Genomic DNA, 24,010 nt, shown 5'->3' with positions numbered 1-24,010 from the left:
ATGCCGCCGCCCAAGAAACCCCGCCGCACCGCCGAGCGCATTCTCGAAGTCACGCTCGACCTGTTCAACCGGTTCGGCGAGCCCAATGTCTCGACGACGCTGATCTCGGCCGAGCTGAAGATCAGCCCCGGCAACCTCTACTACCACTACCCGGCCAAGGACGAGCTGGTCAACGCGCTGTTCGGCCGCTACGAGGCGGAGCTCAACGAGCTGCTGGCCGCCGCCGACGGCGTGCGCCACGTCGAGGACGCCTGGCTGTTCCTGCACATGCTGTTCGAGCTGATCTGGAAGCACCGCTTCCTGTACCGCGACCTGAACGACCTGCTGTTCAAGAACCGCCGGCTGGAGACCCATTTCCAGGCCCTGCTCGCGGCCAAGGAGCAGGCCATGCGCCACCTGCTGTCGGGCCTGCACCTGGGCGGCGCGCTGAAGATGGAACTGCGCGAGGCCGCGCCGACGGCCAACGCGATGGTGGTGGTGGCGAGCTACTGGCTCAGCTACGAATACGTGCGCGACCCGCGCCATGCGCTGGAGCCCGACCGCGCCGGCAGCGCGCTGATGCGCGGCGCCTTCCACGCGCTCAGCCTGCTGCTACCCTACCTCGAACCCGCGTCCAAGGAGCACCTCTTCCAGCTCGCGGGCCACTACCAATAAGGAACCTGGAGACGACGCGATGGCCAAGTGGACCGCCTTTCCCTACGACAACAGCGCCTTCGCCTACACGCGGGCCACGCTGAAGAAGCACTGGGCGCGGCTGCATGCCGGCGACGCCGAGCCCTTCCCGAAGGACGCCGCCGTGCAGCAGGCGTGGCTCCACTTCCACGCAGGCGAGTTCCAGGCCGCCTACGACGCCGGCCTGGCCGCCGGCGGCGCCGGCACCAGCGTCGCCAACAAGGCCCAGGCCATCTACGCCAACTACCTCGAGAAGAAGGAGAAGGTGAAGCTGGAGATGTTCCTGGAGATCGCCGAACGCGCCGAGCGCCAGCAGGCCGACGAGCCCCGGAACCCCAGCGCCTACTACTGGCAGGCCTATGCGCTGGGCCGCTACGGGCAGGGCATCAGCGTCGCCAAGGCGCTGGCGCAGGGGCTGGGCGCGAAGGTGAAGCAGTCGCTGGAGACCACCATCGCACTCGCGCCCCGGCATGCCGACGCGCACATCGCGCTGGGCGCCTTCCACGCCGAGGTCATCGACAAGGTCGGCAAGCTGCTGGGCCGCACGCAGGGCGCCGACACCGCCACCGGGCAGAAGATGTTCGAGCAGGCCCTCAAGCTCAACCCGGCGAGCGCCATCGCGATGATCGAGCGCGCCAACGGCCTGGTCATGCTGGAGGGCGACAAGCGCCTGAAGGAAGCCGAGCAGCTCTACGCCGACGCGGCCGCCTGCGAGCCCATGGACGCGATGGAACTGCTCGACGTCGAGCTGGCCCGGGAAGAGCTGGAAGACTGAAGGCCGCGCGCCGCGTGACATCCGTCACGCCGGCGCGCACCCGTGCTTCCGGGGATGCACGGCGGGGCGCCGCGACGTAAGCTGCGCGGCATCCACCACCCGCCACGAGACCGCGCCATGAAGTTCCTGATCCCCGCCCTCGCCGCCGCCCTCGCCTGCTCCGCACAGGCCGGCAGCAACGCCTCGCCCGAGCAGGCCGAGTTGCGCGCCGAATGCGCCCGCAGCTACAGCAGCACCAGCAGCATCGACATGCCGGTCGCCGCGAACGAATACCAGTTCGTCTATGCCGGCGGCAAGTACAAGGGCGAGGCCCGCCCCGGCCGGCTGCTGCCCTGCACCTCGCAGCAGTACGCCGCCTACCTGGACAGCAAGGCCGACCCGGCCAAGGTGATGGCCGCCTACCCCACCGCCGCCGGCCGCCCGACGCTGAAGAAGAAGGCCGCGCAGTAAGCCCCCGCCGCCGTGGCCACAGCAGGCGCTCCACGGAGCGCCTTTCCGTTGACGCGCGCTAGGCCTCCCAGGGCATCATCAGCGACAGCAGCAGCAGCTTCTCGAACTCCGGCGCGAAGTTGGCGACGATGGCCTCGGGGTCGGGGCACAGGCCGGCATCAGTGATCAGGCCGAACTGCACGCCGCCGGCATAGGTCAGGATGGACAGGCCCAGGCCGATGTCGCCCGACTGCGGCACCCAGAACATCACCTTCTCCACCGTCGCGCCGCAGAACTTCAGCGCCTCGGCCGGGCCGGGCACGTTGGTCATCACGGCCGTGGTCTTGCGGGCGAAGACGTTCAGCATCGCGTGCTGCACCGGCTTGATCAGCAGCCCCGCCACCGACAGCAGCCCGAAGGCCATCACCGGCTGGAAGCTGCCCTTCAGCTCGCTCATGCGCGCGCGCACCGCGAACAGCCGCTCCACCGGGTTGGCGATGCCGATGGGCAGCACCAGCGGCACCAGGCCGAAGCGGTTGCCCAGCTTCCACGCCTGCTCCAGCGGCCGCAGGTTCACCGGCACCATCGCGCGGATCTCCTTGCCCGCCGGATCCTCGCCCTTGTCCGCCAGGTAGCGGCCGATGGCGCCAGCCGCACAGGCCAGCAGCACGTCGTTGACCGAGGCGCCCAGCGCGCGGCCCACGGCCTTCACGTCGGCCAGCCGCAGGCTGCCGTCCCAGGCCACGGTCTTGGCCGGGCCGGGCTTGCCCTTGAGCCGCGTCGGCGAGTCGTCCGGCATCAGCGCGAAGGCCGCCACGTCGGACACCGCCTGCGCGCCCAGGCGGGCCATCTCCAGCGAGGAGTCCACCGGCGTCACGCCGCTCATCGCCACGTCGATGCCCCGGGCCACGCCCTTGCCCGTCATGCCGATGGCCTTCACGGTCATGTTGGTCATGGGGCGCAGGAAGGCGTCCAGCAGCCAGTCGCCCTCGTCCGGCTCCGGCCGCTGCGCGCGCCGGGGCGGCGCCTTGCCGCCGTCGGTCATCGACAGCAGCACCGCGATCAGCGCGATGCCGTCGGCGATGCAGTGGTGGATGCGGCAGATCAGCGCGCTGCTGCCGTCGCCCATGTCCTCGACGAGCTGGAACTGCCACAGCGGATGCGCCGGGTCCAGCGGCCGGCTGCACAGCCCCGCCACGCGCTCGCGCAGCGCCGCCTGCATCGCCTCGGCGCCCCGGCCGCGCGTGGGCTGCAGCGCGCTGGCCACCACGTGGCGGGCGATGTCGAAGTCCGGGTCGGCCACCCACTTCGCGCCGAGCAGCGCGTCCTGCTCCACCTTCTGCCGGAAGCGCGGGTACTGCAGCAGCCGCCCGGCCACGCGCTCGCGCAGCTGGCCCAGCGTGATGCGCGGGCGGATGGACCAGACCCCGACGATCATCATCAGGTTGGCCTCGGTGTCCATGCGCAGCCAGGCGGTGTCCACCCGGGACATGCGTTCGCTGGTGGGGCCCAAATCGCTCTCCTCGTGCGTTGTTCTTCGCGGCCTAAACTGCTGGGCCTGCCGCCGATTGTCACGAGAATCGGCGCCCTGATCAGCCTGGAGAACCCCGTGAGCCTGAAAGACCAGTTCGAAACCGCCGTCGCCGACTCCAAGAACCTGCCCGAGCGGCCGGACAACATGACGCTGCTGAAAATCTACGCCCTCTACAAGCAGGGCAGCAGCGGCGACGTGGACGGCAAGCGCCCGGGCTTCACCGACATGGTCGGCCGCGCCAAGTGGGACGCGTGGAACGAGCTGAAGGGCACGAGCAGCGACGACGCGATGCAGCAGTACATCGACCTCATCGAATCGCTGAAGTGACGGTCATGCCGGCTTCTTCCGCGAAGCCGGTTTCTTCTTGGCCGCCAGCAGCGCGTCCAACTCCTGCTGGATCTCGGCCTCGATGGTCGGCTTGAAGGCGCCGAGCAGCAAGCCCAGCTGCGCGACCAGCTCGAAGCGGTCGGCCGCCACGGTCAGCTCGCCCTTGACGCCCGAGCGCGTGAATTCCACGGTGTCCTCGTCCTCGCCCTCCAGCACCGTGCATTCCATGTCGAACTTCTCCTCGACATGCTCGGCCCAGGTCCAGGCGATCTCGCGGGCCTTCTTCAGGCCCAGCGCGTGGTCTCGGTGGATGCGGATCTCGGCCATTCGGCGCTCCTTGTCTCGTCGCGCGCACTCTACCGCTCAGGCCCCAATGGCAGGCGGCCGGGGATGCAGCCGCGCCATCGCCAGCGCGTCCTCGTAGCGGCCGTTGCGCAGCGCGTAGGCCTTGTACCGGCCCTCGTGCTGGAAGCCGTGGCGCTCGTAGAGCCGGATCGCGCGCGCGTTGTCGTGGAAGACGGTCAGCTCGACGCGCAGCACCTGCGCCCAGTGGTCGGCGTAGTCCAGCAGCGCCGTCAGCAGCGCATGCCCGACGCCCTGGCCCTGGCTGGCGCGGGCGACGGTGATGCCCAGCGACATCGCGTGCCGGCGACGCACCGAGGGGCCGACCGCGTGCAGGCCGGCGAGGCCGACGAGCTCGTCGCTCAGCACGGCGGCCAGCACGAGTTCGTTGGAACCGGCCGCCGGCGGGTTCATGCCGGCGATGCGCTGGGCCCAGATCTCCTCGCTGGCGAACGGCAGCTGCAGGGTGCCGCCGTAGACCTCCGGGTCGGCGAACTGTTCGGCGATGGCGGCGGCGTCAGCGGCTTGGACGCGGCGCAGGGTCAGCTTCATGGCGGTCTCCATCCGGGCCTCGCAATGTAGCCCGGCGCACCGCGGGCGCCAGCGCGGCCAGGCGCTCGACGGCGGCGTGGAAGCGCGCCCAGTCGCGCCCCTCGCGCTCGAACAGGCGCACGAAGGCGGGCACCAGCTCGTCGTAGGCGGACAGGATCGCGAAACTCGCGTTGTTGGCGCGCTGGAACCAGCCCTCGTAGCCCGGCGCCTCGCGCGGCGCGCGCTCGCGCAGCTCGGCCATCACGGCGGCCTTGGCCGCGGCGCGCGAGGCGGCCGGTCCGGCGTAGGCCGCGGCCAGCCGCTCGCGGCCCTCGCGCGCCAGCGCCAGGAAGCGCGCGCGGCGTTCGCGGCCGGCGTCGAACGCGGCGCGCGCCGCGGGCCGGTCCGCCAGCCAGGCGCGCGCGCCGAGCAGCTCGACGGCGCTCGCATAGGCCTCGTCGAAGCCGGTGTCGTCGCCGGCGTAGACGCGCTGGTGCGCCAGCTCGTGGAAGAGCATCGCGGCCAGCTCGCCCTCGGGATAACCGATGAAGGTGTTCAGCAGCGGGTCGCCGCCGAGCCAGCGACTCCAGCCCAGCGTCGAGTAGGCGGGGATGGCCTGCACCTGCACCTCCCAGCCCTCGGCCGCCAGCGCGTCGGCCCGGGCCTGGGCGGCGGCGCGGTCGAACCAGCCCTGGTAGCCGGCGCAGCCCAGCAGCGGGTAGCACCAGGTCTTGAGCGCGAGGCCGAACGCGGGCGCGGCGACGACGTTCCAGACCACCGCGTCGCGGTGCAGGTCGGCATAGCGGCGGTAGCTGTTGTTGTCGGGCAGCGCCAGCCGCGCGCTGGCGAAGTCGCGCAGGCGCTGCGCCAGCGCGAGCCGCGCGGCCAGCCCGGGCGGCGTGGCGGGGTCGGCCAGCCAGTCGCCCACGGGCCGGGCCGCGCGCAGCACGCCGAGGTGGCCGCCGAGCGCCTGGCCCCAGTGGCCGGCGGTGCTGCAGCCGCCCAGCGCGAGGGCCAGCAGCAGCGACAGCAGGCGGGTCAAGCGGCTTCCACCTGCACCAGGCAGTCGTAGAACGCCGGCGCGTTGCCCATGTCGGTCAGGCGCTGGTGGGTGACTTCGTTGACGTTGGTGCCCTGCACGCCCAGCTTGCGCCACCACACGCCCAGGCCGTTGACGACGCCGGGCCGCGCGCGCGGGCTGACCTTGAGCCGCGCGACGTAGCGGCCGCGGTCGTTGAAGGCGGCCACCAGCGCGCCATCCGCGAGGCCGCGCGCGGCGGCGTCGTCGGCGTGCATCTCGATGACGGGCTCGCGCTCGATGTCGCGCAGGCTCTTCACGTTGACGAAGCTGCTGTTCAGGAAGTTGCGCGCGGGCGGCGAGATCATCGCCAGCGGATAGCGCGCGGCCAGCTCGGGCGCGGCCTGGGCGCTCTCGTAGTTGGGCACGTAGTCGGCGCCGGCCGCCTGCGCGCGGCCGTTGGGGGTGCGGAAGCCGCCGTCGGCGAACGGCGCCTCGGGCACGGGCAGCGGCTGCCAGCCCTGCTCGCGCAGCGCGCGCAGGTCGATGTCGGGCGTGAAGGCCTGCGCGACGAGGTCCTCGTCGCTGTCGCGGAACGCCGGGTCGTCCAGGCCCATCGCGGCGGCCAGCTCGCGGAAGATCTGCGTGTTGGACTTGGCCTCGCCGAGCGGCGCGATGGCCGGCTGGTTCATCAGCACGTCGGTGTGGCCGTAGGACGTGTGGACGTCCAGGTGCTCCAGCTGCGTGGTGGCGGGCAGCACGTAGTCGGCCAGGTCGGCCGTGTCGGTCATGAAGTGCTCCAGCACGACCGTGAACAGGTCCTCGCGCTGGAAGCCCCGGACGACCTTGGGCGACTCGGGCGCCACCGCGACCGGGTTGCTGTTGTAGACGACGATCGCCTCGATCGGCGGGTCGGCCTGCAGCAGCGCGTCGCCGATGGTGCTCATGTTGACCATGCGCGGCGTGCGCCCGGCGAGCAGGTCGGGCCGCTCCAGCGCCGGGTTCTTGTACGGCGCGGCCCAGCCCGACGCTGACAGCAGCACGCCGCCGCTGGCGTGCCGCCAGGCGCCGGTCAGGCAGGGCAGCAGCGCGACCAGCCGCACCGCGTTGCCGCCGCCGCGCACGCGCTGCAGGCCGTAGTTCATGCGGATGGCCGCGGGCCGGGTGGTGGCGTAGTCGCGCGCCAGGCCGCGCACCTCGTCGGCGCTGATGCCGCAGGTGGCGGCCACGCGCTCCGGCGGCCAGGCCAGCGCCTTCTCGCGCAACTCGTCCCAGCCGTCCAGGTGGCGGGCGATGTAGTCGTGGTCCAGCCCGTCGCTGCGGATCAGCTCGTGCATCAGGCCCAGCGCCAGCGCGCCGTCGGTGCCAGGCAGCAGCGCGATGTGCTGGTGGCATTTGTCGGCCGTCTCGGTACGGCGCGGGTCGATGCAGACGAGCTTGGCGCCGTCGCGCCGGGCCTGGTTGGCGTAGGTCCAGAAATGCAGGTTGGACGTGATGCTGTTGCTGCCCCAGATCAGGATGAGCTTGGCGCCCGCGAAGTGGCGCGTGTGCATGCCGAGCTTGTGGCCGTAGGTCATCGCCAGGCCGGCGCCGCCGGCGGAGGCGCAGATGGTGCGGTCCAGCCGCGCGGCGCCGAGCGCGTTCCAGAGCCGCCCGGCCATCGCCTCGCCCTGGACCAGGCCCATGGTGCCGGCGTAGCTGTAGGGCTGGATGGCCTGCGGGTCGCGGTCGGCGATGGCCCGCAGCCGGGCCGCGATGTCGGCCAGCGCCTCGGCCCAGCTCACCCGCACGAAAGCCGGTGCCTCGGTCTTGCGGCTGACGCGCCGCAGCGGATGCAACAGGCGCTCGGCGTGGTAGGTGCGCTCGGCGTAGCGCGAGACCTTGGTGCACAGCGCGCCATGGGTGTTGGGATGCTCGGCGCGGCCCTGCACCTTGACGACGCGCTCGTCCTCGACGGTGACCTGCAGCGCGCAGGTGTCGGGGCAGTCGTGGGGGCAGGCGCCGAAGACGGTGCGGGTGGTCATGGCAGTCGCGGTCCGGGCGGGTGGGCCGCCATTGTCGCCATTCGGCCGGGCTCAGTCGCGCCGCTGCGCCTCCTCGCGCAAACAGGCCAGCATCAGCTCCGCGCCGGGCGAGAGCTGGTGGCCGCGGCGCGTGACGATGCCGTAGACGTCCATGCGCAGACCCAGGTCGATGGGCAGCACGGCCAGCAGCCGGGCGTCGAGGTAGGGTCGCACCAGTTCCTCCGGCAGCGCGACGACCATGTCGGAGCGCGCCAGCAGGCTGGTGATGACGGGCAGCGACAGGGTCTCGACGGCCTGCTGCGGCTGGTCCAGCCCGGCGCTGAGGAAGAGCGCGGTGAGGCGGTCGCGCAGGATGCTGCCGCCGGGCGGCAGGATCCAGCTCTGGCCGGCCAGCTCCTGCAGGCTCAGGTCGCCGCGGCCGGCCAGCGGGTGGCCCGCGCGGACGATCAGCACGTGCGGCTCGTCGGTCAGCGGCTCGAAGCTGAGCTGCGCGGCCAACGCGCTGTCCAGCACGCGGCCGATGACGAGGTCCAGCTCGCCGCCCTGCAGCTGCTGGATGAGGATCTTGCTCGTCTCCACCGTGATGGCCACGTGGACGCGCGGCTGGCGCGCCTTCAGCGCGACGACCGCGCCCGGCAGCAGCGTGGCCGAGGGCGTCAGCACCGAGCCCACCGCGACGCGGCCCGACAGGCCGGACAGCAGCTCCATGACCTCCTGGTGGCCGGCGTCCAGCTCGGCCAGCGCGGCGCCGGCCCGGCGGATCATGACCTCGCCGTACCAGGTCGGCGCCACGCCGCGCGGCAGGCGCTCGAACAGCTTCACGCCCAGCGCGTGCTCCAGGTCGGCCAGCAGCTTGGACGCGGCCGGCTGCGTCAGGTGCGCGGCCTGCGCCGCATGCAGGATGGAGCCGTGCCGGCCCAGCTCCACCAGCAGCACCAGCTGGCGCGTCTTCAGGTGGGAGCGGACGAAGCGGTCGGAGCGCGGGTCGGTCATGCCTTAGTCGTGATAGAGCTGGGAGCGGCCGCCGTCGATGAGGATGTCCGCCGCGTTGATGAAGCGGGCCTCGTCGCTGGCCAGGAACAGCGCCGTGTAGGCCACCTCGTCGGGCTCGCCGAGGCGCTGGGGCGGCAGCAGCGCCACCTGGCGCCGGGCTTCCTCGGCGGGCAGGCCGTCCAGCCATTCGACCACGCGCTCGGAGCGGATGAGCCCGGGCGAGATCGAATTGACGCGCACGTTGCGCGCCGCGTACTCGATGCCCAGCGCCTTGGTCAGGCCGATCAGCGCATGCTTGGCGACCGGGTACGGGAAGGCGCCGGGGATGATGCGGTGGCCATGCACCGACGCGATGTTGACGATGCTGCCGCCGCCCGCCGCCAGCATGCCGGGCAGCACCGCGCGGCAGCCGTGCAGCGCGCCTTCCAGGTCCACGGCCAGGCAGCGCCGCCACTGCGCGGCGGTCATCGCCAGCGGCTCGGCGAACACGTTGATGCCGGCGTTGTTGACGAGCACGTCGATGGGGCCGAAGCGCTCGGCGCCCCGCGCGGCCAGCGCCTGCACGGCGGCCTCGTCGGCGACGTCGGCGGCGGCGAACATCGCGCGCGCCGCGCCCAGCTCGTCCAGCAGCGCCTGGCTCTGCGGCGTCGCGCGCAGGTCGCTGAGGACGAGCCGCGCGCCCTCGGCGGCAAACAGCCGCGCGATGGCCCGGCCGATGCCCTGGCTGGCGCCGGTCACCAGCGCCACCTTGCCCTGCAGGCGCGGGCCGGCGCTCATTGCGTGTACTGCCGCCAGATGTCCAGCACGGGCAGCGCCCGGCCCTGGAAGTCGAACAGGGTGGTGTTGGAGACGACGTTCGGGCCGGGCTCGCCGCTGCCCTCCTTCAGCGCCCAGCCGACCCGGCGGTTGGCGATCATGATCGGGTCCCAGTACAGCACGCCCAGCACGCGCGGCGCGGCGCGGCAGGCGCCCAGCAGCTCGGCCATGAAGTCGCGCTGGCCCTCGGGGCTGCTCATCGCGGCCGGGTAGGGGCCGTTGTGCGCCAGCTGGCCGGGCCAGCCGTCGTCGCGCACCGGCGCGAAGTTGAAGCCGGTTTCCATGACGAGGATGTCGCGGTCGTAGCGGCGGCTGACGGTGTCGCAGAACGCGATCAGCTGGGCGACGCTGCGGTTGGTCCAGAACGGGTAGTAGGACGGGCCGATGACGTCCCACGGCACGCCCTGCTCGCGCGCATGGTCGAACCAATCCAGGTACTTGGCCTCGTTGCCGCCGTCGTCCAGGTGCAGCACGACGCGCGAGGCCGGGCTCGCGGCCTTCACCGCGGCGTGGCCGGCCTTCAGCAGCGCGCCCAGGCGCGGCCAGTGCGCGGTGCTGCCCCAGGGGTAGAGCAGGCCCATCTCGATCTCGTTGCCCAGCGACACGAACTCGGGCGCCGTGCCCTGCGCCACCAGCGCCTGCATGACCTCGCGGGTGCGCTGGGCCAGCCGCGCCAGCAGCCGCTCGAAGCGGTCCGCGTCGTCGGGCAGCCGGGCCAGCTCGCGGCGCCAGGCGTGCGGCGGGTCCTGGGTCTTGGCATTGGTCCAGAAGTCGCTGTAGTGCAGCGTGTACTGGATCTGCATGCCCTGCGCCTTCGCGCGGCGCGCCAGGCGCAGCGTGTCGGGCAGGTCCATCGAGCCCTCGGGCCAGTACCAGCCGTCGGCGCCGGTGCCGGAGCCGGTGTGGTCGTAGAGCCGGATGCGCACGATGTTGTGGCCGTAGCGCTTCAGCAGGGCCAGGCAGTCGCCGGGGCGGCCGTCGCGGTCGCGGTAGACGGCGCCGGCGCGCTCCATCCAGCTCAGCGCGGAGATGTCGCCGCCGGCCAGCAAGGGCGTGGCCGCGCGCGCCGGCAGCGCGAGCGCGGCGGCCGAGGCGAGCAGCGCGCGGCGGTCAAGCATGGCGGCTCTTGAGCTGGTCCAGCAGCACGGCGGCCAGCAGGATCAGGCCGCGCACCAGGTACTGGTAGAAGGCGTCGACGTTGAGCAGGTTCATCACGTTCTCGACCGTGCCCATGATGAGCACGCCGATGACGACGCCGAAGATGCGCGCCTTGCCGCCCTGCAGCGACACGCCGCCGAGCACGCAGGCGGAGATGACGTCCAGCTCGAAGCCGGTGGCCGCGTTGGGCTGGCCGCTGGTGATGCGGGCCGACAGGATCAGCCCGGCCAGCGCCGCCACCGCGCCCTGCAGCAGGAAGATCCACACGCGCAGCCGCTCCACGCGCACGCCGGCCAGCCGCGCGGCCTCGGGGTTGCCGCCGATGGCCAGCGAGTTGCGGCCGAACACCGTGTGGTTGAGCAGCACGCCGAAGACGATGAAGCACACGCCCGTCATCCAGACCGGCAGCGGCAGGCCCAGCAGCACCGTGTCGCCGAAGGCGAAGAAGCGCTCGTCGGCGATGCCCACCGCCTGGCCCTGCGACGCGATGAACGCGAGGCCGCGCACCATCAGCATGGTGGCCAGCGTGGCGATCAGCGCGTTGACGCGCAGGTAGGCGATCAGCACGCCGTTGCCCGCGCCGATCAGCGCGCCCGCGAGCAGGCCGCCGCCGACGGCCAGCGCGACGCTGCCGCTGCGCTCCAGCACGATGGCGCCGAGCACGCCGGCGAAGGCGATGGTGGAGCCCACCGAGAGGTCGAAGTCGCGCGAGGCCAGGCAGAACATCATCGTACAGGCCACCATGCCGATCTGCGCGACCGACAGCAGCAGGCCGACGATGTTGGCCGACGAGAAGAAGTTCTCGACGCTGAAGGACAGCACGGCGAACAGCAGCAGGTAGCCCAGCGTCATGCTGTGTTCCTTGAGCAGCGGGCGGGCGGGAGAGGTCGTCATGGCGGGGCGGTGCGGCAGGGAGGTCGTGTTCATCGGGGATCAGTGCGGGGCGGGGGCCTGGGCGTCGGGCAGGGCCAGCGCGAGCGCGGCCGTCTCGCTGGCGTCGCCGCGCGCGAGCTCGCCGCTGATGCGGCCGTCGCGCATGACGATCAGGCGGTCGGCGATGCCCAGCACCTCGGGCAGCTCGCTGGAGATGACGATGACGCAGCAGCCCGAGGCCGCGACGTCGTGGATGATCTTGTAGATCTCGTTCTTGGCGCCCACGTCGATGCCGCGCGTCGGCTCGTCGAGGATGAGCACCTTCAGCCCCGGCTCGGCCAGCCAGCGCGCGAGGATGACCTTCTGCTGGTTGCCGCCGGACAGCAGGCGGATCTCCTGCCCGCGGCCGGGCGTCTTGATGCGCAGCCTGCGGATGAAGTCGTCGGCGCGCCGGGCCTCCTCGCCGTGGCGCAGGAAGACGCCGCCGGCCAGGCCGTGGCGGCGGCAGCTGATGTTGATGTTCTCGGCCACCGAGGCGTGCGCCAGGATGCCCTGCTCCTTGCGGTCCTCCGGGCACAGCACGATGCCGGCGGCGATCGCGTCGGCCGGCCCGCCGGCGGCCACCGCGCGGCCGTCCAGCCGCACCTCGCCGCCACGGCGCGCGTCGGCGCCGTAGAGCAGCCGCATCAGCTCGCTGCGGCCGGCGCCGACCAGGCCGAAGAAGCCCAGCACCTCGCCGCCGCGCACGCTGAAGCTCAGCGGCTCGGGCAGGCGCGCGCCGCGCAGGCCGCGCGCCTCCAGGCGCACCGGGCCGTGCGGGCGCGGGCGGTAGTCGTAGATGTCCTGCAGCTCGCGGCCGACCATGTCGGCGATCAGCCGCTCGCGCGGCACCTCGGCCATCACCGCGTGCGTGGCGATGCGGCGGCCGTCGCGGAAGATGGTGCAGGCGTCGCAGAGCTCGTACAGCTCCTCCAGGCGGTGCGAGATGTAGATCAGCGTGCGGCCTTCCGCGCGCAGGCGCTTGACGAGGCGGAACAGGATCTCGGTCTCGCGGTGCGACAGGCTGCTGGTGGGCTCGTCGAAGGCGATGACGCGGGCGTCCTGCATGACGGCCTTGCAGATCTCGACCATCTGGCGCTGCGCGATCGACAGCTGCGACAGCCGCGCGGCCGGGTCCAGGTCCACGCCGATGGCGGCGAGCTGCGCGGCGACGAGGCGGCGCGCGGCGCGGTGGTCGACCAGGCCCAGCCGCGTCGGCAGCCGGCCCAGCAGCACGTTCTCGGCCACGGTCAGCTCGGCCACGTACTGCAGTTCCTGGTGGATGATGGCCACGCCGGCCGCGATCGCGTCGCCGGCCGACGCGAAGTGGCGCTCGCGGCCGTCGATCAGCAGCCGGCCGCCGTCGGGCCGGTACTGGCCGCCGAGGATCTTCAGCAGCGTGCTCTTGCCGGCGCCGTTCTCGCCCAGCAGGCCCATGACCTGGCCGGGCCGCGCCTCGAAGCTGACCCCGTCCAGCGCCTTGACGCCGGGGAAGCGCTTGCTGATGTCGTCGAACTGCAGGACGGCCATCAGAGACCCATCTGCTTTCTGATCTCGGCCTGGTTCTTGCGCGTCATCAGCGTGCCGCTGGTCAGCGTCAGCGGCGGCGGCGCCTTGCCCTGCGTGGCCCACTCGTACACGGCCACGGCGGTCTCGTAGCCGTGGCGGCGGGGGCTGATCAGCACGGTGCCGTAGAAGGCGGTCGGCGTCGGCTTGGTGAATTCGTTGAGCGCCGTCTGGCTGCCGCCGATGCCGATGGCGAGCATCGCGTCGGCCTTGATGCCGCGCCCTTCCGCCGCGCGCACGGCGCCCAGCGCCGCTTCGTCGTTGAGGCCGAAGGCGACCCAGCGCTTGAAGCGCGCGTTCTTCGTGAACGCGATGTTGGCGGCGTTGAAGGCGCTCTCGGTGTCGGTCCTGGCCTGCGGCGCGTCGACGACGTTGGCCGCCGGCACGCCGCCCGCCTTCAGCGCGTCCACGGCGCCCATCGTGCGGTCGCGGGCGGTGGGCAGTTGGTCGAAGGCGACGCGCAGCACGCCGACCTCGCCGGGCTGCCAGCCGCGCGCCTTGATCTCGGCCAGCAGCCCCTGGCCGACCTGTTTGCCGATCTCGTAGCCCGAGATGCCCATGTGCGGGATGTCGGCGATGGGCTTGCCGGCGCCGTCGACGAGTTGGTCGTCCACCGACATGACCTTGAGCTTGTGGCGTTTGGCGGCGCGGTTCACGGCCATGCCCAGCTTCACGTCGGGCGCGCAGATCACGAAGCCGGCGGCCTTCTGCGCGGCCAGGTTGTCGATCGCGGCCATCATCTTCTCGCCGCTCGGGATGCCGATCTTGACGAGCGTGAAGCCCTTGTCCCGGGCCGCCTGTTCGGCGAAGCGCCATTCGTCCTGGAACCAGGGCTCCTCGGCCTGCTTGACCAGGAAGCCGATCTTGACGGCCTCCGCGGCCCGCGCCGCCAGGGGCGCGGCCAGCAGGGCCAGCGCGAGCGCGCCGCACAGGCGCCGTTGGGTGTTCATGGGGTCTCCTTCGAATCGTCGAACAGGGCGTCCGCCAGCCCCAGCGCGCGGGGCAGGCGCAGCCCGAACAGGCTGCCGGACAGCGGCTGCGCGGCCAGCGCGTCGCGGCCCAGCTCGGCGCGGGCGCTGGTGAGCATCAGCCGGTCCAGGCCCTCGCCGCCGAGGGCCGGGCAGGTGGTGTGGGCGGCCGGGGCGCTGAACGCGCCCATCAGCCGGCCGTCGGGGTCGTAGCGCGCCACGCGGCCGGCGCCCCACTGCGCGTTCCACAAACAGCCCTCGGCGTCGATGACCGAGCCGTCGGGCCAGGCGTCGTCGCGGTCCATCTGCGTGAACAGGCGGACGTTGCCGACCTGGGCGCTCTCGGCGTCGTAGTCGCACTGCTGGATGCGCCGCGACAGCGTGTCGCAGAAGTACATCGTGCGGCCGTCGGCGCTGAAGCAGATGCTGTTGGCGATGGCCACCGCCGGCAGCGCCAGCCGGCGCAGGCCGTGCCGCAGCGAGAACTGGTAGAAGCTGCCGATGGGGCGCTTCTCACCGGCTTCGTTCAGCGTGCCGAACACGAAGTAGCCGCGCCGGTCGGTGCGGCCGTCGTTGATGCGGGTGCGCGGCTCGGCGGCGTCCACCGGCGCCAGCGTCTGCAGCTGCGCCAGCGCCAGCTCCGGGCCCAGCACGGCGAGGGCCAGCCGCTTGGCCAGGCCCAGCAGCACGCGGCCGGAGCGGCAGTGCGCGAAGCTGCCCAGGCGGTCGGGCAGGCGGCAGCACTGCGGCTCGGCCGCGCCCGGGCGCCAGGCGTACAGCGCCGCCGACTCGATGTCGGTCCACCACCAGCGGCCGTCCCGCCACAGCAGGCCCTCGCCCAGCGTGGCGGACTGCGGCAGCACGAGTTCGAGGGCGCCCGAGGGGTTCATCACAGCTCCAGGTGCAGGCTGACGGCGTAGCGGCGGTCGTCGGCATAGCTGCCGCGGGCCAGGTCGCCGATGCCGTAGCGGCTGCGGCGCACCGTGCGCGTCAGGTTGTTGGCCTCGACGGCGAGCTTGAGCTGCGGCGTCAGCGCCCAGCTGGCGTAGGCGTCCAGCATGCCGTAGCCCTTCAGCGTGACCGGGGTCTGGGCGATGGTGCTGCCGCCATCCGGGTAGTAGTTGCTGGTGCCGGCGATGTAGGCGCTGCGGTAGTTGTAGGCCAGGCGCAGCGCGAGCGGCCCGAGGTCGTACATGCCGACGACGTTGAAGCTGTCGCGCGACAGGCCTTCCAGCGGCGCCTGCTGGCCGTCGATGGGGCCGGGCGCCGAGCTGTCGACGTAGGTGTAGTTGGCCTGCAGCCCGAGGCCGCGCAGCGCCCCCGGCAGGCCGGTGAAGAAGGCCTGGTAGCCGATCTCCAGGCCCTTGATGCTGCCGTCCTCGCCGTTGCCGGGCGTGGCGACGGTGTAGGTCGTGCCCTGGTAGACCAGCGGCCGCGTCGTCGTCTGCAGGAAGCCGTCCACGCGCTTGTGGAAGGCGGCGGCGTAGACGTGGTCGCTGCGGTCCAGGTAGTACTCGAGCGAGAGGTCGAGCTGGCGCGCGTGCAGCGCGGCGAGCAGCGGGTTGCCGAGGTAGCCGGTCTTGTCGTTGGCGTTGAGGCTGAGCGAGGGCGTGAGCTGGTCGAAGTTCGGCTGGGTGACGACCCTGGACGCGCCGACGCGGGCGACGAGCTTGTCGCTCAGGTCCAGGCGCAGGTTGGCGCTGGGCAGCCAGTCGTCGTCGCGGCGCGCCAGCGCCTCGGGCAGGCCGGCCGCCGTCGTGTAGCGGCGCGAACCCTGGGTGCGCACGTAGCGCAGGCCCAGGTTGCCGGACAGCGCCAGGCCGCCCAGCTCGTGCTCGAAGTCGGCCACGCCGTACAGCGCCTGGGTCTTCTCGCGGTAGTCGAAGGCCTGCGCCGCGTCCAGGCCCGGCACGGCCAGGCCCATCGCGGCGCGCGCGGTCGCGGGGTCGCGCAGCCAGCCGAGATCGGTGACGGACAGCCACTGGCGCGGCGTGTCGCCGGCCCCGGCGGCCTCCAGCAGGTCGCCGTGGCCGATGACGCCGATCTTGCTGGCCCATGCCGGCACGGCGCCCGCGACGGGGCCGGGGGCGGCGTCGCTCCACAGGTTGTCGAGGGTGTTGACCTCGGCGCTGGACGCCTTGCGGTCGGACAGGCGCAGGCCGGTGCGCACGCGCGACAGCAGGCCGTCGAAGCGGCGGTCGCCGTCCAGGCGCCAGGTCGTTTCCCGGCCGCGGTTCTGCTGGCGGAAATACAGCGCCTTGTCGGTCCAGTACTGCGACGGCGTCGTCAGGTCGCTGGCGCCGGCCAGCACCGGGTGGGCCGAGGGCAGCGGGGTCGTCAGGTCGAAGGCGAAGCCGGGGTTGTCCGTCCAGACGCCCAGGCGGGCTTCCTGGTAGAGGCGGCTGAAGTCGCTGCGCGTGTGGCCCAGCTCGGACTTGAGCGTCCATGCGTCCAGGCGCCACTTGCCGCTGACGGCGGCCTGCGTGGTCCGGGTGTCGTTGTCGGCGACGAAGGCCGAGGTGCTCATGCTGGCGCCCCAGAACGCGCCCCGGGCGAGCTTGCCCTGGGCGTCCGTCGTGACCACGCCGTTGGGCCATAGCGCGCCGAGGTTGGTCGCCGCGCTCCAGTTGGCCCAGAACGGCGAGGCGTAGAAGCCGTAGGTGTCGGTCTGCGTCTTCAGGCGCGTGTGGTGAACGTCCAGCGCGTACTCGGTGTCGCGGTCGGGGCGGTATTGCAGCGCGACGGTGGCGCCGGTGCGCTCGCGCGCGCCCAGCTCGTAGGCGTTCCACACGCCGGTGGGCGCGTAGGGGCCGGAGCCGTCGGCCAGCTGGGCCGGCGCGCCCAGCTCCTGCGTGTCGGCGCGGTAGGCGCGCTGCTGCCTGGCCAGGCTGACCAGCGCGCCGAACTGCCGGCCGCCGCCGAGCTCCCAGCGCTGGCTGGCGAGCACGGAGCCTTCGAGCTTGCGCCGGCCGGCCAGGTCGGCGTAGCTGCTCTTGACGGTCGCGGCGAGCTTGGCGCCGGTGAAATCGAAGGGCTTGCGGGTGCGCAGGTCGATCAGGCCGGCGATGCCGCCCTCGACCTGGTCGGCCGTGGGGGTCTTGTAGACGTCGGCGCCGGCCAGCAGCTCGGCGGGCACGTCCTGGAAGGACAGGCCGCGCTCCTTGCCGGCGGTGAAGATGGCGCGGCCGTTGAGCAGCGTCTGCGTCTGCGACAGGCCGCGCACCTGCACGCGGTCGCCCTCGCCGCGGTTGCGCGAGATCTGCACGCCGGCGATGCGCTGCAGCGCCTCGGCGACGTTGGCGTCCGGCAGCTTGCCGATGTCGTCGGCGACGATCGCGTCGACGATCTGGTCGGCGTGGCGCTTCCGGTCCTGCGCCTTGCCGAGGCTGGCCTTCATGCCGGTGACGACGACGGTGTCCAGCGACTCGGCCCCCGGCGCGGCCTGCTGGGCCAGCGCCGGCAGCGCGCCCAGCAGGCCGGCCGCGAGGGCCAGGCGATGGCGGGCGGGGTGGCGGCAAAGCGGCATGCGATCTCCTGTTGTTCTGGGGCGGGGGCCGAAAGCCCGGTCGGCTCCGGGCCGGCAAACCGTAAGTTACGGCGCTGCCTCATTCCGCACTAATCGAAAAACCGGGAGCGGCTATCCGGTTTGTATATAGATCAGGGCGCGATGCTCGCGCGCCGCACGGCCAGCAGCCGGGCCTCGCGCAGCATGGCCACCTGGGCCTGGCCGGCGGCGAAGGCGGGCCGGTGCGCGGCGTCGATGTAGACGGGCGCGTCGGCGCGCAGCGGCAGCACGGCGAGCTCCAGCCGCTGGCCGGGCGGGAGCGCGAACTGCTTCAGGCCGATCTGCCAGCGCTGGCCGTTGTAGTACCAGTCGTCCAGCATCCGGGTGCCGGCGAACAAGCGGCCGATGTCGCCGACGAAGTCCAGCTCCAGCAGCAGGTCCTCGGCATCGGGCGCGAGCGGCTCGGGCAGTTGCAGCGCCCAGGTCGCCGCGGCGGCGAAGGCCTCGGGCACGGGCTGCACGGCCGCGCCGGCCAGGCCGCCCCGGCGCACCGGGGGCGCGTCGCGGGCGGCGCGCACCGGGCGGACCTGCAGCGCCGGCCCGGCGCCCTCGCCCGCCGCCGCGATCTCCAGGCGCTGCAGCAGGCCGTCCTGGCGCACCTGCAGGCCGGCCGCGCGCGGCTGGGGCAGCGCCGGGAAGACCGACGCGCGCAGCGGCTGCGGGCCGATGCCGCGCAGCTGCAGCCGGCCGTCGGCCACCCAGGCCTGCTGCTCGCTGAAGACCAGGCGGCGCTGGCCGGCCAGCTCCAGCACGCTGAGCTGCGCGGCCTGCTCGGGCGCCAGCAGCAGCACGCTGACGGCGCGGCCCCCGCGGCTGCCGATGCGGTGCAGCGCGGCGCCGGGCGTGAGCGTGCGCACGCCGCCGTCCAGCGCGAATTCGGCGGGGATGCCCGCCGTCGCCATGAACACGTGGACCAGGCCCTGCGCGCCGGCATCGACCCGCGTGACCGGCTGCGCCGTCGCGTGGCGCAGCGCCACGCCGTCGAGGTCGGCGTTGAAGGGCCAGATGAAATAGGCGCCGGTGGGGATGTCCACCGGCCGGCTGGGCAGCGTCAGCGTGCCGCCCGGCAGCCGCAGCTCGAAGCGCACGCCGGCCTGCGCGGGCAGGGCGTGCTGGCGCACGTGGTTGTTGAAGAACAGGAAGCCGCTGTCGCCGTGGCTGCGCACGGACCAGCGCGGCGTGCGCAGGTCGGCCGACGTGGCGGGCGTGCGCTCGGGCTGGCGCACGGCCAGGGTCGCCAGCCGGGCGCCGTACTCGTTCAGGAAGTAGTGGAAGGGGCGCAGCCGCGCCAGCACCGGGCGCTGCTGGCCGTCCGGGCCGAGCGGCGCCTGGAAGTCGTAGCTGATGCGCGGCGTGTCGTTGTAGCCGCCGCTGAGCGTGCTTTCCTCCAGGCCGGCGCCGCCCGGGCCGACCGGGTTGCGGCCGCCGTGGAACATGTAGTAGCCGAACAGGTTGACGCCGGAGCCGAGCTGCACCGGCAGCATGGCGGCGATGTCGTCCGGCGAGACCAGCGTGCGGCGGCGGTACATGGCCGGCAGGCCGGGGCCGTATTCGGCGCCGAGGAAGGGCACGCGGTCCTTGTCGGTCTCGGCGGTGCCGGGCGCGTGCGCGCGCGTCTGCGCGCCGAGGTCGCCGCTGACGCGGGTGTCGAAGCGGAAGGCGTGCGTCTCCTTGGGCGGCAGCTCCTTGGTGCTGGTGGCCCAGGGCTCGTCCGGGTAGCCGCCGAAGACGGGCAGGACCTCGCCGGACGGGTAGACCGCGCCGTCCCAGCCGGTGACGGTGTACAGCGGCACGTCCAGCCCGGCCTGCAGCGCCAGCGCCTTGAGCGCGCGGATGTGCGCCTCGCCGCGGCCGGCGCCGCGCAGGTTGTACTCATTCTCCAGCTGCACGCCGATGACGGGGCCGCCGTCCTTCCACAGCAGGCCCCGGAGCTGCGCGCCGATCTCGGCGTAGAGCGCCTCGACGTGGCCCAGGTACTCGGGGTCGTTGCCGCGCGTGGGCAGCTTGTCGACCACCCAGTCCGGGAGGCCACCGTAGCGCGCCTCGCCGTGTACCCACGGCCCCAGCCGCACGACGACCTTCAGGCCGGCGGCCTGCGCCAGCTGCACGAAGCGGCGCAGGTCGCGGTTGCCGCGCCAGTCGAACGCGCCGGGCTGCGCCTGGTGGTGGTTCCAGAACACATAGCTGGCGACGACGTCCAGGCCCGATGCCTTCATCAGCCGCAGCTGCGTCTCCCACTGCGCGGCCGGCGCGCGGCTGTAGTGGTACTCGCCCATGACCGGCAGCCAGGGCCGCCCGTCCAGCAGCAGGTACTGGCTGTTGGCCGCCAGCGTGCCGCCCTGCGGCGAGCGCGCCGCGCCCAGCTGCAGGTGGCCGGTTTGCGGCGCGGGCGGCGCCGCGCGGGCGTCGAGCCGGAGGGTGTCGGCGCCTGCGGCCGTGCCGAGCACGGCCAGCAGCAGCGCCGCGCCCAGCGAGCGGATGCGGGTCATCTTGTCTCCAGGAAGTCTGGTCTTTTCTTGCGGCCCGGAGCCGCGGTTCAGTACGCGCGCCAGGCGCGCACGAAGGCGCGCGCCCGCTCGCCGACCTCGGCCGCCGACAGGCCCGGCGCATACAGCGCCGAGCCCAGCCCGAAGCCGCTGGCGCCGGCCTTCATGAACGGATCCATGCCGCCGGGCGTGATGCCGCCCACCGGCAGCAGGCGCAGCTCGCGCGGCAGCACCGCGCGCATCGCCTTCAGCACGGCGGGCGTCACGAGTTCGGCCGGAAAGAGCTTGACCGCGTCGGCCCCGGCGGCGGCGGCGGCGAAGGCCTCGGTCGGCGTCGCCGCGCCCGGCACGCAGAACAGGCCGCGCGCCTTGGCCGCGCGGATCACGTCCACGTCGGCGTGCGGCATGACGATGAGCTGGCCGCCCGCCGCGGCCACGTCGGCCACGGCCTGCGCGCTCAGCACGGTGCCGGCGCCGACGACGGTGCCGGCCGGCATGCGGCGCGCCAGGCGGGCGATGGAGTCCAGCGCGCCGGGCGAGTTCAGCGGCACCTCGATGACGCGGAAGCCCTCGGCGTGCAGCACGTCGGCGATGGCCTCCACCTCCTCGGGCTTGACGCCGCGCAGGATGGCGACGAGGGACAGGGCTTGCAGGGCGGCGTTCAGCATCGGGTCGGGTCCATCGTGTGCGCCAGCCGCCACAGGCCGGCGGGCGCGGTGTTGTCGAGCTGCAGCGGCGCGGGCCGGCCGAGGTGAGCCAGCGCCCGCGCATAGCGCGCGCACAGCGCCGGGTCGCCGACCAGCGCGATGCGCGGCGCCGCGGCCCGCAGCTCGCGGGTGATCTCGTGGCCGATCAGCAGGCCGGACAGGTAGTCGGGCAGCTGCTCGGACGCCAGCCGCTGGAACAGGCCCAGCGTGCGCACGGCAAAGAGCTGATGGCCGAGGCCGCCCTCTTCCGCCGCGGCCGCCACGCCCTGCAGGAAGGCCTCGGGCGACGCCGGCGAGCTGCCGTCGGCGGGCATCAGGCGGTTCAGCACCGAGTGCTGGCGCAGCAGCGCGAACAGCTCGCCGGTCATGTGCGTCGCGAAGCCCGTCACGCGGCCGCCCTGCACGCGCGCCCACTTGGCATGCGTGCCGGGCAGCACCAGCACCGCGTCGTCCGCGAGTTCCGGGTGCAGCGCCAGCGCGCCGACGATCTGCGTCTCCTCGCCGCGCATGACGTCGGGCCGGGCCGCGTCGTCGACGAGGCCGGGGACGATGCTGAAGCGCTCGTCCAGCGGCAGCACCCGGGCCGCCAGCGCCGCGGCGTCGGCCGGGCAGCGCACATAGGGCGCCTCGCGCCAGCCGTACTGGCTGCCGACCATGCCGCAGGCCAGCAGCTTCACGCCGGGGCGCTCGGCCCGCCAGTCGCCGACCAGCGCGGCCAGCGCGCGGGCATAGGCCTCGGCGCCGCTCAGCGTGGCCGCGCCGTCGCCGGACTGGCGCGTGGCCAGCACCTCGCCGCCGTCGCCCAGCAGAAAGGCGCGCAGCCGCGTGCTGCCCCAGTCCAGCGCGATCAGGCGGGCCGCGCCCATCACCATTCGGCGACGCTGCCGTCGGCGTGGCGCCAGACCGGGTTGCGCCAGTCGGGCGCGTTCCTGCTGGCCTCGATGACGCGCTCTTCGTCCATCTCGACGCCCAGGCCCGGCTTGCGCAGCGGGTTGATGAAGCCGCCTTCGATGCGGAAGTCGTCCGCGTTCTTGACGAAGTCCAGCAGCTCGGCGCCCTGGTTGTAGTGGATGCCCATGCTCTGCTCCTGCAGCACCGCGTTGTGCGACACGAAGTCCACCGCCAGGCAGGCGGCCAGCGCCACCGGGCCCAGCGGGCAGTGCGGCGCCAGCGCCACGTCGTGCGCCTCGGCCATGCCGGCGATCTTGAAGCACTCGGTGATGCCCCCGGCGTGCGACAGGTCGGGCTGCACGATGGCGATGCCGCCGGCCTGGAACACGCGCTTGAAGTCGAAGCGCGAGAACATGCGCTCGCCGGCCGCCAGCGGGATGGCGGTCTGCTCGGCCAGGCGCGGGTAGTACTCGGCCTGCTCGGCCAGCACCGGCTCCTCGACGAACAGCGGGCGGTAGGGCTCCAGCGCCTTCAGCAGCGGCTTGGCCATCGGCGCGGCGACGCGGCCGTGGAAGTCGATGCCGAACTCGATGTCGTGGCCGAAGGCCGCGCGGATCTCGGCGATGCGGGCCACCGCCTCGTCGATCTTGCGCGCGCTGTCGACGAGGCCGAGCTCCTCGGTGCCGTTCATCTTGAAGGTGTCGAAGCCGCCCTCGCGCAGCCGCTGGATGTCGCGGATGACGTCGGCCGGCCGGTCGCCGCCAACCCAGGAATACACCTTCATCCGGTCACGCACCAGGCCGCCCAGCAGCTCGTACACGGGCTGGCCCATGACCTTGCCCTTGATGTCCCACAGCGCCTGGTCGACGCCGGCGATGGCGCTCATCAGGATCGGGCCGCCGCGGTAGAAGCCGGCCCGGTACATGACCTGCCAGAGGTCGTTGATGCGGGACGGGTCCTGCCCCACCAGGTAGGCCGACAGCTCGTGCACGGCAGCCTCGACGGTGCGCGCCCGCCCCTCGATGACCGGCTCGCCCCAGCCGACGACGCCCTCGTCAGTCTCGATCTTCAGGAACATCCACCGGGGAGGGACGCGGTAGGTCGTCAGCTTCGTGATTCGCATGAGCGCAGGCCTGGTTCAGGAACGTCCACAGCTTAGGAGGCCGAGCCCCTCGGGAAATATTGATTCTTCCGCTTCTTCTATATGCAGTTGATATAGAGACCGGCCACTCGCGCCGAAACGCAGACGCCTCGACTTCCCGATCCCCGGGGATGCCAACAGAATGTCGTGCGGGCTAACATCCGACCCATGCGCGCACAACTCGCCGATGAGCTGATCCAGCTGAGCCCCGCTGAGAAGCGCGCGCTGGGCGAGGCCCTGATCGCCAGCGCCGAAGCCGACGCGGACGGCCCGCACCAGCTCACCGACGCCCAGCGCACCGAGTTGCGCGCGCGCCTGGCCCACCATCGGGCCAACCCCGGCGAGCCCGGCGTCACCCTGCAGGAACTGAAGACCAAGCTGCTCGGCGCCCGCGCATGAGCTTCAGCCTGGTGTTCAAGCCTCGGGCCGAGGCCGAGATCGCCGACGCCTTCGCGTGGTACGACCAGCCGACCATCCGCCAGGGCGACGCCTCCCTCGCTGAGCTGGAGCGCGTCGAGCAGTTCATCCGGTTGAACCCGCTGCTCTACCCCGAGGTCGATCCAGCCATCCACCGGGCCAACCTGCGCCGCTTCCCCTACTCGCTGTTCTACGTCGTGGACGGCGAGGTCATCAGCGTGCTGTCGTGCCTCCACCAGCACCGAGACCCCGTTGCGCGGCCCAGTACCGGCGGCGCATAGCACTTGCAAGACGTGCAGCCGGCGCTACCCCATGCCGGCGATGGGGTCAGGGTAGAACGTGTCGGCGCGGCCGGCTCACCTCGATCAGCCAGGCCGAGGTCGGCCCGCGCCAGGTCATCGACGACGTGTTGGCGCGCTACCGGCGCCAAGTGCTGGAACTGCACCCGCGCGCCGCTGGCCGACATGTTCGGCCCGATGCTGATCGGGCGCGACGCCGACACGGGCGCGACCTGGGCCGAAATGGAAAAACCCGCTGAGCGACTGGCACTCAACGGGTCTCCGGTATTGGTTGCGGGGGCCGGATTTGAACCGACGACCTTTGGGTTATGAGCCCAACGAGCTACCAGACTGCTCCACCCCGCGACTGAAGCTGGCAGTGTAGCACGGATTTCGGACGTTGTGCAAATCGTGCGAGCCGGCCGCCCCTTGCCGGGGCCGGAGCCCACAGTCGCGCAAT

Annotated in this window: 23 protein-coding genes and 1 tRNA gene; 6 read left to right on the top strand and 18 right to left on the bottom strand. The window is 72.6% G+C overall.

Annotation, left to right across the window (positions count from 1 at the left end):
* From QM788_RS09305 to QM788_RS09295, 3 genes are all read left to right on the top strand, one after another.
* Entirely contained in the window at positions 1-654 is a 654-nt protein-coding gene (locus QM788_RS09305) for a TetR/AcrR family transcriptional regulator (RefSeq protein ID WP_415661214.1), read from the top strand.
* 19 nt (positions 655-673) lie between these two features.
* Positions 674-1,447: a hypothetical protein gene (locus tag QM788_RS09300; protein ID WP_415661213.1), complete on the top strand. Its 774-nt coding sequence runs from the start codon at positions 674-676 to the stop codon at positions 1,445-1,447.
* Positions 1,448-1,564: 117 nt separating this feature from the next.
* Positions 1,565-1,897, top strand: coding sequence for a hypothetical protein (locus QM788_RS09295; protein ID WP_415661212.1), 333 nt, complete (start codon positions 1,565-1,567; stop codon positions 1,895-1,897).
* Between the two features lie 58 nt (positions 1,898-1,955).
* On the opposite strand, the gene QM788_RS09290 is transcribed toward QM788_RS09295, so the two are convergent.
* Entirely contained in the window at positions 1,956-3,368 is a 1,413-nt protein-coding gene (locus QM788_RS09290; protein ID WP_415662965.1) for a wax ester/triacylglycerol synthase family O-acyltransferase, read from the bottom strand.
* Between the two features lie 117 nt (positions 3,369-3,485).
* Between QM788_RS09290 and QM788_RS09285 the strand changes: the two genes are divergently transcribed.
* A complete protein-coding gene (locus QM788_RS09285) occupies positions 3,486-3,737 on the top strand; it encodes an acyl-CoA-binding protein (RefSeq protein WP_415661211.1) in 252 nt (83 codons plus the stop codon).
* Between the two features lie 3 nt (positions 3,738-3,740).
* On the opposite strand, the gene QM788_RS09280 is transcribed toward QM788_RS09285, so the two are convergent.
* From QM788_RS09280 to dgoD, 16 genes are all read right to left on the bottom strand, one after another.
* A complete protein-coding gene (locus QM788_RS09280) occupies positions 3,741-4,064 on the bottom strand; it encodes a polyhydroxyalkanoic acid system family protein (protein WP_415661210.1) in 324 nt (107 codons plus the stop codon).
* A gap of 36 nt (positions 4,065-4,100) precedes the next feature.
* A complete protein-coding gene (locus QM788_RS09275) occupies positions 4,101-4,631 on the bottom strand; it encodes a GNAT family N-acetyltransferase (protein WP_415661209.1) in 531 nt (176 codons plus the stop codon).
* Positions 4,597-5,652 carry an aminopeptidase gene (locus tag QM788_RS09270; RefSeq protein ID WP_415661208.1) on the bottom strand — a complete coding sequence of 352 codons (1,056 nt, stop codon included), beginning with the start codon at positions 5,650-5,652 and terminating at the stop codon, positions 4,597-4,599. The genes QM788_RS09275 and QM788_RS09270 overlap by 35 nt, the downstream gene beginning before the upstream one ends.
* Positions 5,649-7,652 (bottom strand): molybdopterin-containing oxidoreductase family protein, encoded by a 2,004-nt coding sequence (locus QM788_RS09265; RefSeq protein ID WP_415661207.1) that lies wholly within the window; start codon positions 7,650-7,652, stop codon positions 5,649-5,651. Before QM788_RS09265 ends, QM788_RS09270 begins: the two co-directional genes overlap by 4 nt.
* A gap of 51 nt (positions 7,653-7,703) precedes the next feature.
* Positions 7,704-8,645 carry a LysR family transcriptional regulator gene (locus QM788_RS09260; protein ID WP_415661206.1) on the bottom strand — a complete coding sequence of 314 codons (942 nt, stop codon included), beginning with the start codon at positions 8,643-8,645 and terminating at the stop codon, positions 7,704-7,706.
* A gap of 3 nt (positions 8,646-8,648) precedes the next feature.
* Entirely contained in the window at positions 8,649-9,422 is a 774-nt protein-coding gene (locus QM788_RS09255) for an SDR family oxidoreductase (protein WP_415661205.1), read from the bottom strand.
* Complete coding sequence (locus tag QM788_RS09250; protein WP_415661204.1) at positions 9,419-10,579, bottom strand: glycosyl hydrolase 53 family protein; 1,161 nt, start codon at positions 10,577-10,579, stop codon at positions 9,419-9,421. Before QM788_RS09250 ends, QM788_RS09255 begins: the two co-directional genes overlap by 4 nt.
* The gene (gene araH / locus QM788_RS09245; protein WP_415661203.1) at positions 10,572-11,513 is read right to left on the bottom strand and encodes an L-arabinose ABC transporter permease AraH; all 942 of its coding nucleotides are present in this window, start codon (positions 11,511-11,513) and stop codon (positions 10,572-10,574) included. The genes QM788_RS09250 and araH overlap by 8 nt, the downstream gene beginning before the upstream one ends.
* Before the next feature lie 39 nt (positions 11,514-11,552).
* On the bottom strand, positions 11,553-13,064 hold the full coding sequence (gene araG, locus QM788_RS09240; RefSeq protein WP_415662964.1) for an L-arabinose ABC transporter ATP-binding protein AraG: 1,512 nt from the start codon (positions 13,062-13,064) through the stop codon (positions 11,553-11,555).
* Entirely contained in the window at positions 13,061-14,047 is a 987-nt protein-coding gene (locus QM788_RS09235) for an arabinose ABC transporter substrate-binding protein (RefSeq protein WP_415661202.1), read from the bottom strand. Before QM788_RS09235 ends, araG begins: the two co-directional genes overlap by 4 nt.
* Positions 14,044-14,955: an SMP-30/gluconolactonase/LRE family protein gene (locus tag QM788_RS09230; RefSeq protein WP_415661201.1), complete on the bottom strand. Its 912-nt coding sequence runs from the start codon at positions 14,953-14,955 to the stop codon at positions 14,044-14,046. The genes QM788_RS09235 and QM788_RS09230 overlap by 4 nt, the downstream gene beginning before the upstream one ends.
* A complete protein-coding gene (locus QM788_RS09225; protein ID WP_415661200.1) occupies positions 14,955-17,591 on the bottom strand; it encodes a TonB-dependent receptor in 2,637 nt (878 codons plus the stop codon). Before QM788_RS09225 ends, QM788_RS09230 begins: the two co-directional genes overlap by 1 nt.
* A gap of 131 nt (positions 17,592-17,722) precedes the next feature.
* Positions 17,723-20,119: a beta-galactosidase gene (locus QM788_RS09220; protein WP_415661199.1), complete on the bottom strand. Its 2,397-nt coding sequence runs from the start codon at positions 20,117-20,119 to the stop codon at positions 17,723-17,725.
* A gap of 47 nt (positions 20,120-20,166) precedes the next feature.
* Positions 20,167-20,784: a 2-dehydro-3-deoxy-6-phosphogalactonate aldolase gene (locus QM788_RS09215; RefSeq protein ID WP_415661198.1), complete on the bottom strand. Its 618-nt coding sequence runs from the start codon at positions 20,782-20,784 to the stop codon at positions 20,167-20,169.
* Positions 20,778-21,689, bottom strand: a complete 912-nt coding sequence (locus tag QM788_RS09210) for a 2-dehydro-3-deoxygalactonokinase (protein WP_415661197.1) — start codon at positions 21,687-21,689, stop codon at positions 20,778-20,780. Before QM788_RS09210 ends, QM788_RS09215 begins: the two co-directional genes overlap by 7 nt.
* Entirely contained in the window at positions 21,689-22,837 is a 1,149-nt protein-coding gene (dgoD, locus tag QM788_RS09205; RefSeq protein WP_415661196.1) for a galactonate dehydratase, read from the bottom strand. The genes QM788_RS09210 and dgoD overlap by 1 nt, the downstream gene beginning before the upstream one ends.
* Positions 22,838-23,023: 186 nt before the next feature.
* Here dgoD and QM788_RS09200 point away from each other — a divergent pair, with 186 nt between their 5' ends.
* Both QM788_RS09200 and QM788_RS09195 read left to right on the top strand, forming a co-directional pair.
* Positions 23,024-23,254 carry an addiction module protein gene (locus QM788_RS09200; protein ID WP_415661195.1) on the top strand — a complete coding sequence of 77 codons (231 nt, stop codon included), beginning with the start codon at positions 23,024-23,026 and terminating at the stop codon, positions 23,252-23,254.
* Complete coding sequence (locus QM788_RS09195) at positions 23,251-23,553, top strand: type II toxin-antitoxin system RelE/ParE family toxin (RefSeq protein WP_415661194.1); 303 nt, start codon at positions 23,251-23,253, stop codon at positions 23,551-23,553. Before QM788_RS09200 ends, QM788_RS09195 begins: the two co-directional genes overlap by 4 nt.
* Positions 23,554-23,839: 286 nt before the next feature.
* Here the strand turns inward: QM788_RS09195 and QM788_RS09190 are convergent.
* Positions 23,840-23,916: transfer RNA gene (locus QM788_RS09190), tRNA-Met, on the bottom strand.
* Between the last annotated feature and the right edge of the window lie 94 nt (positions 23,917-24,010).

The sequence above is a fragment of the Roseateles sp. genome, assembly GCF_047654785.1.
In the GTDB taxonomy this organism is placed as follows: domain Bacteria; phylum Pseudomonadota; class Gammaproteobacteria; order Burkholderiales; family Burkholderiaceae_C; genus Pelomonas.
Note: the sequence above shows the minus strand (reverse complement) of the source record. Positions and strands in the feature narration are given on the sequence as shown.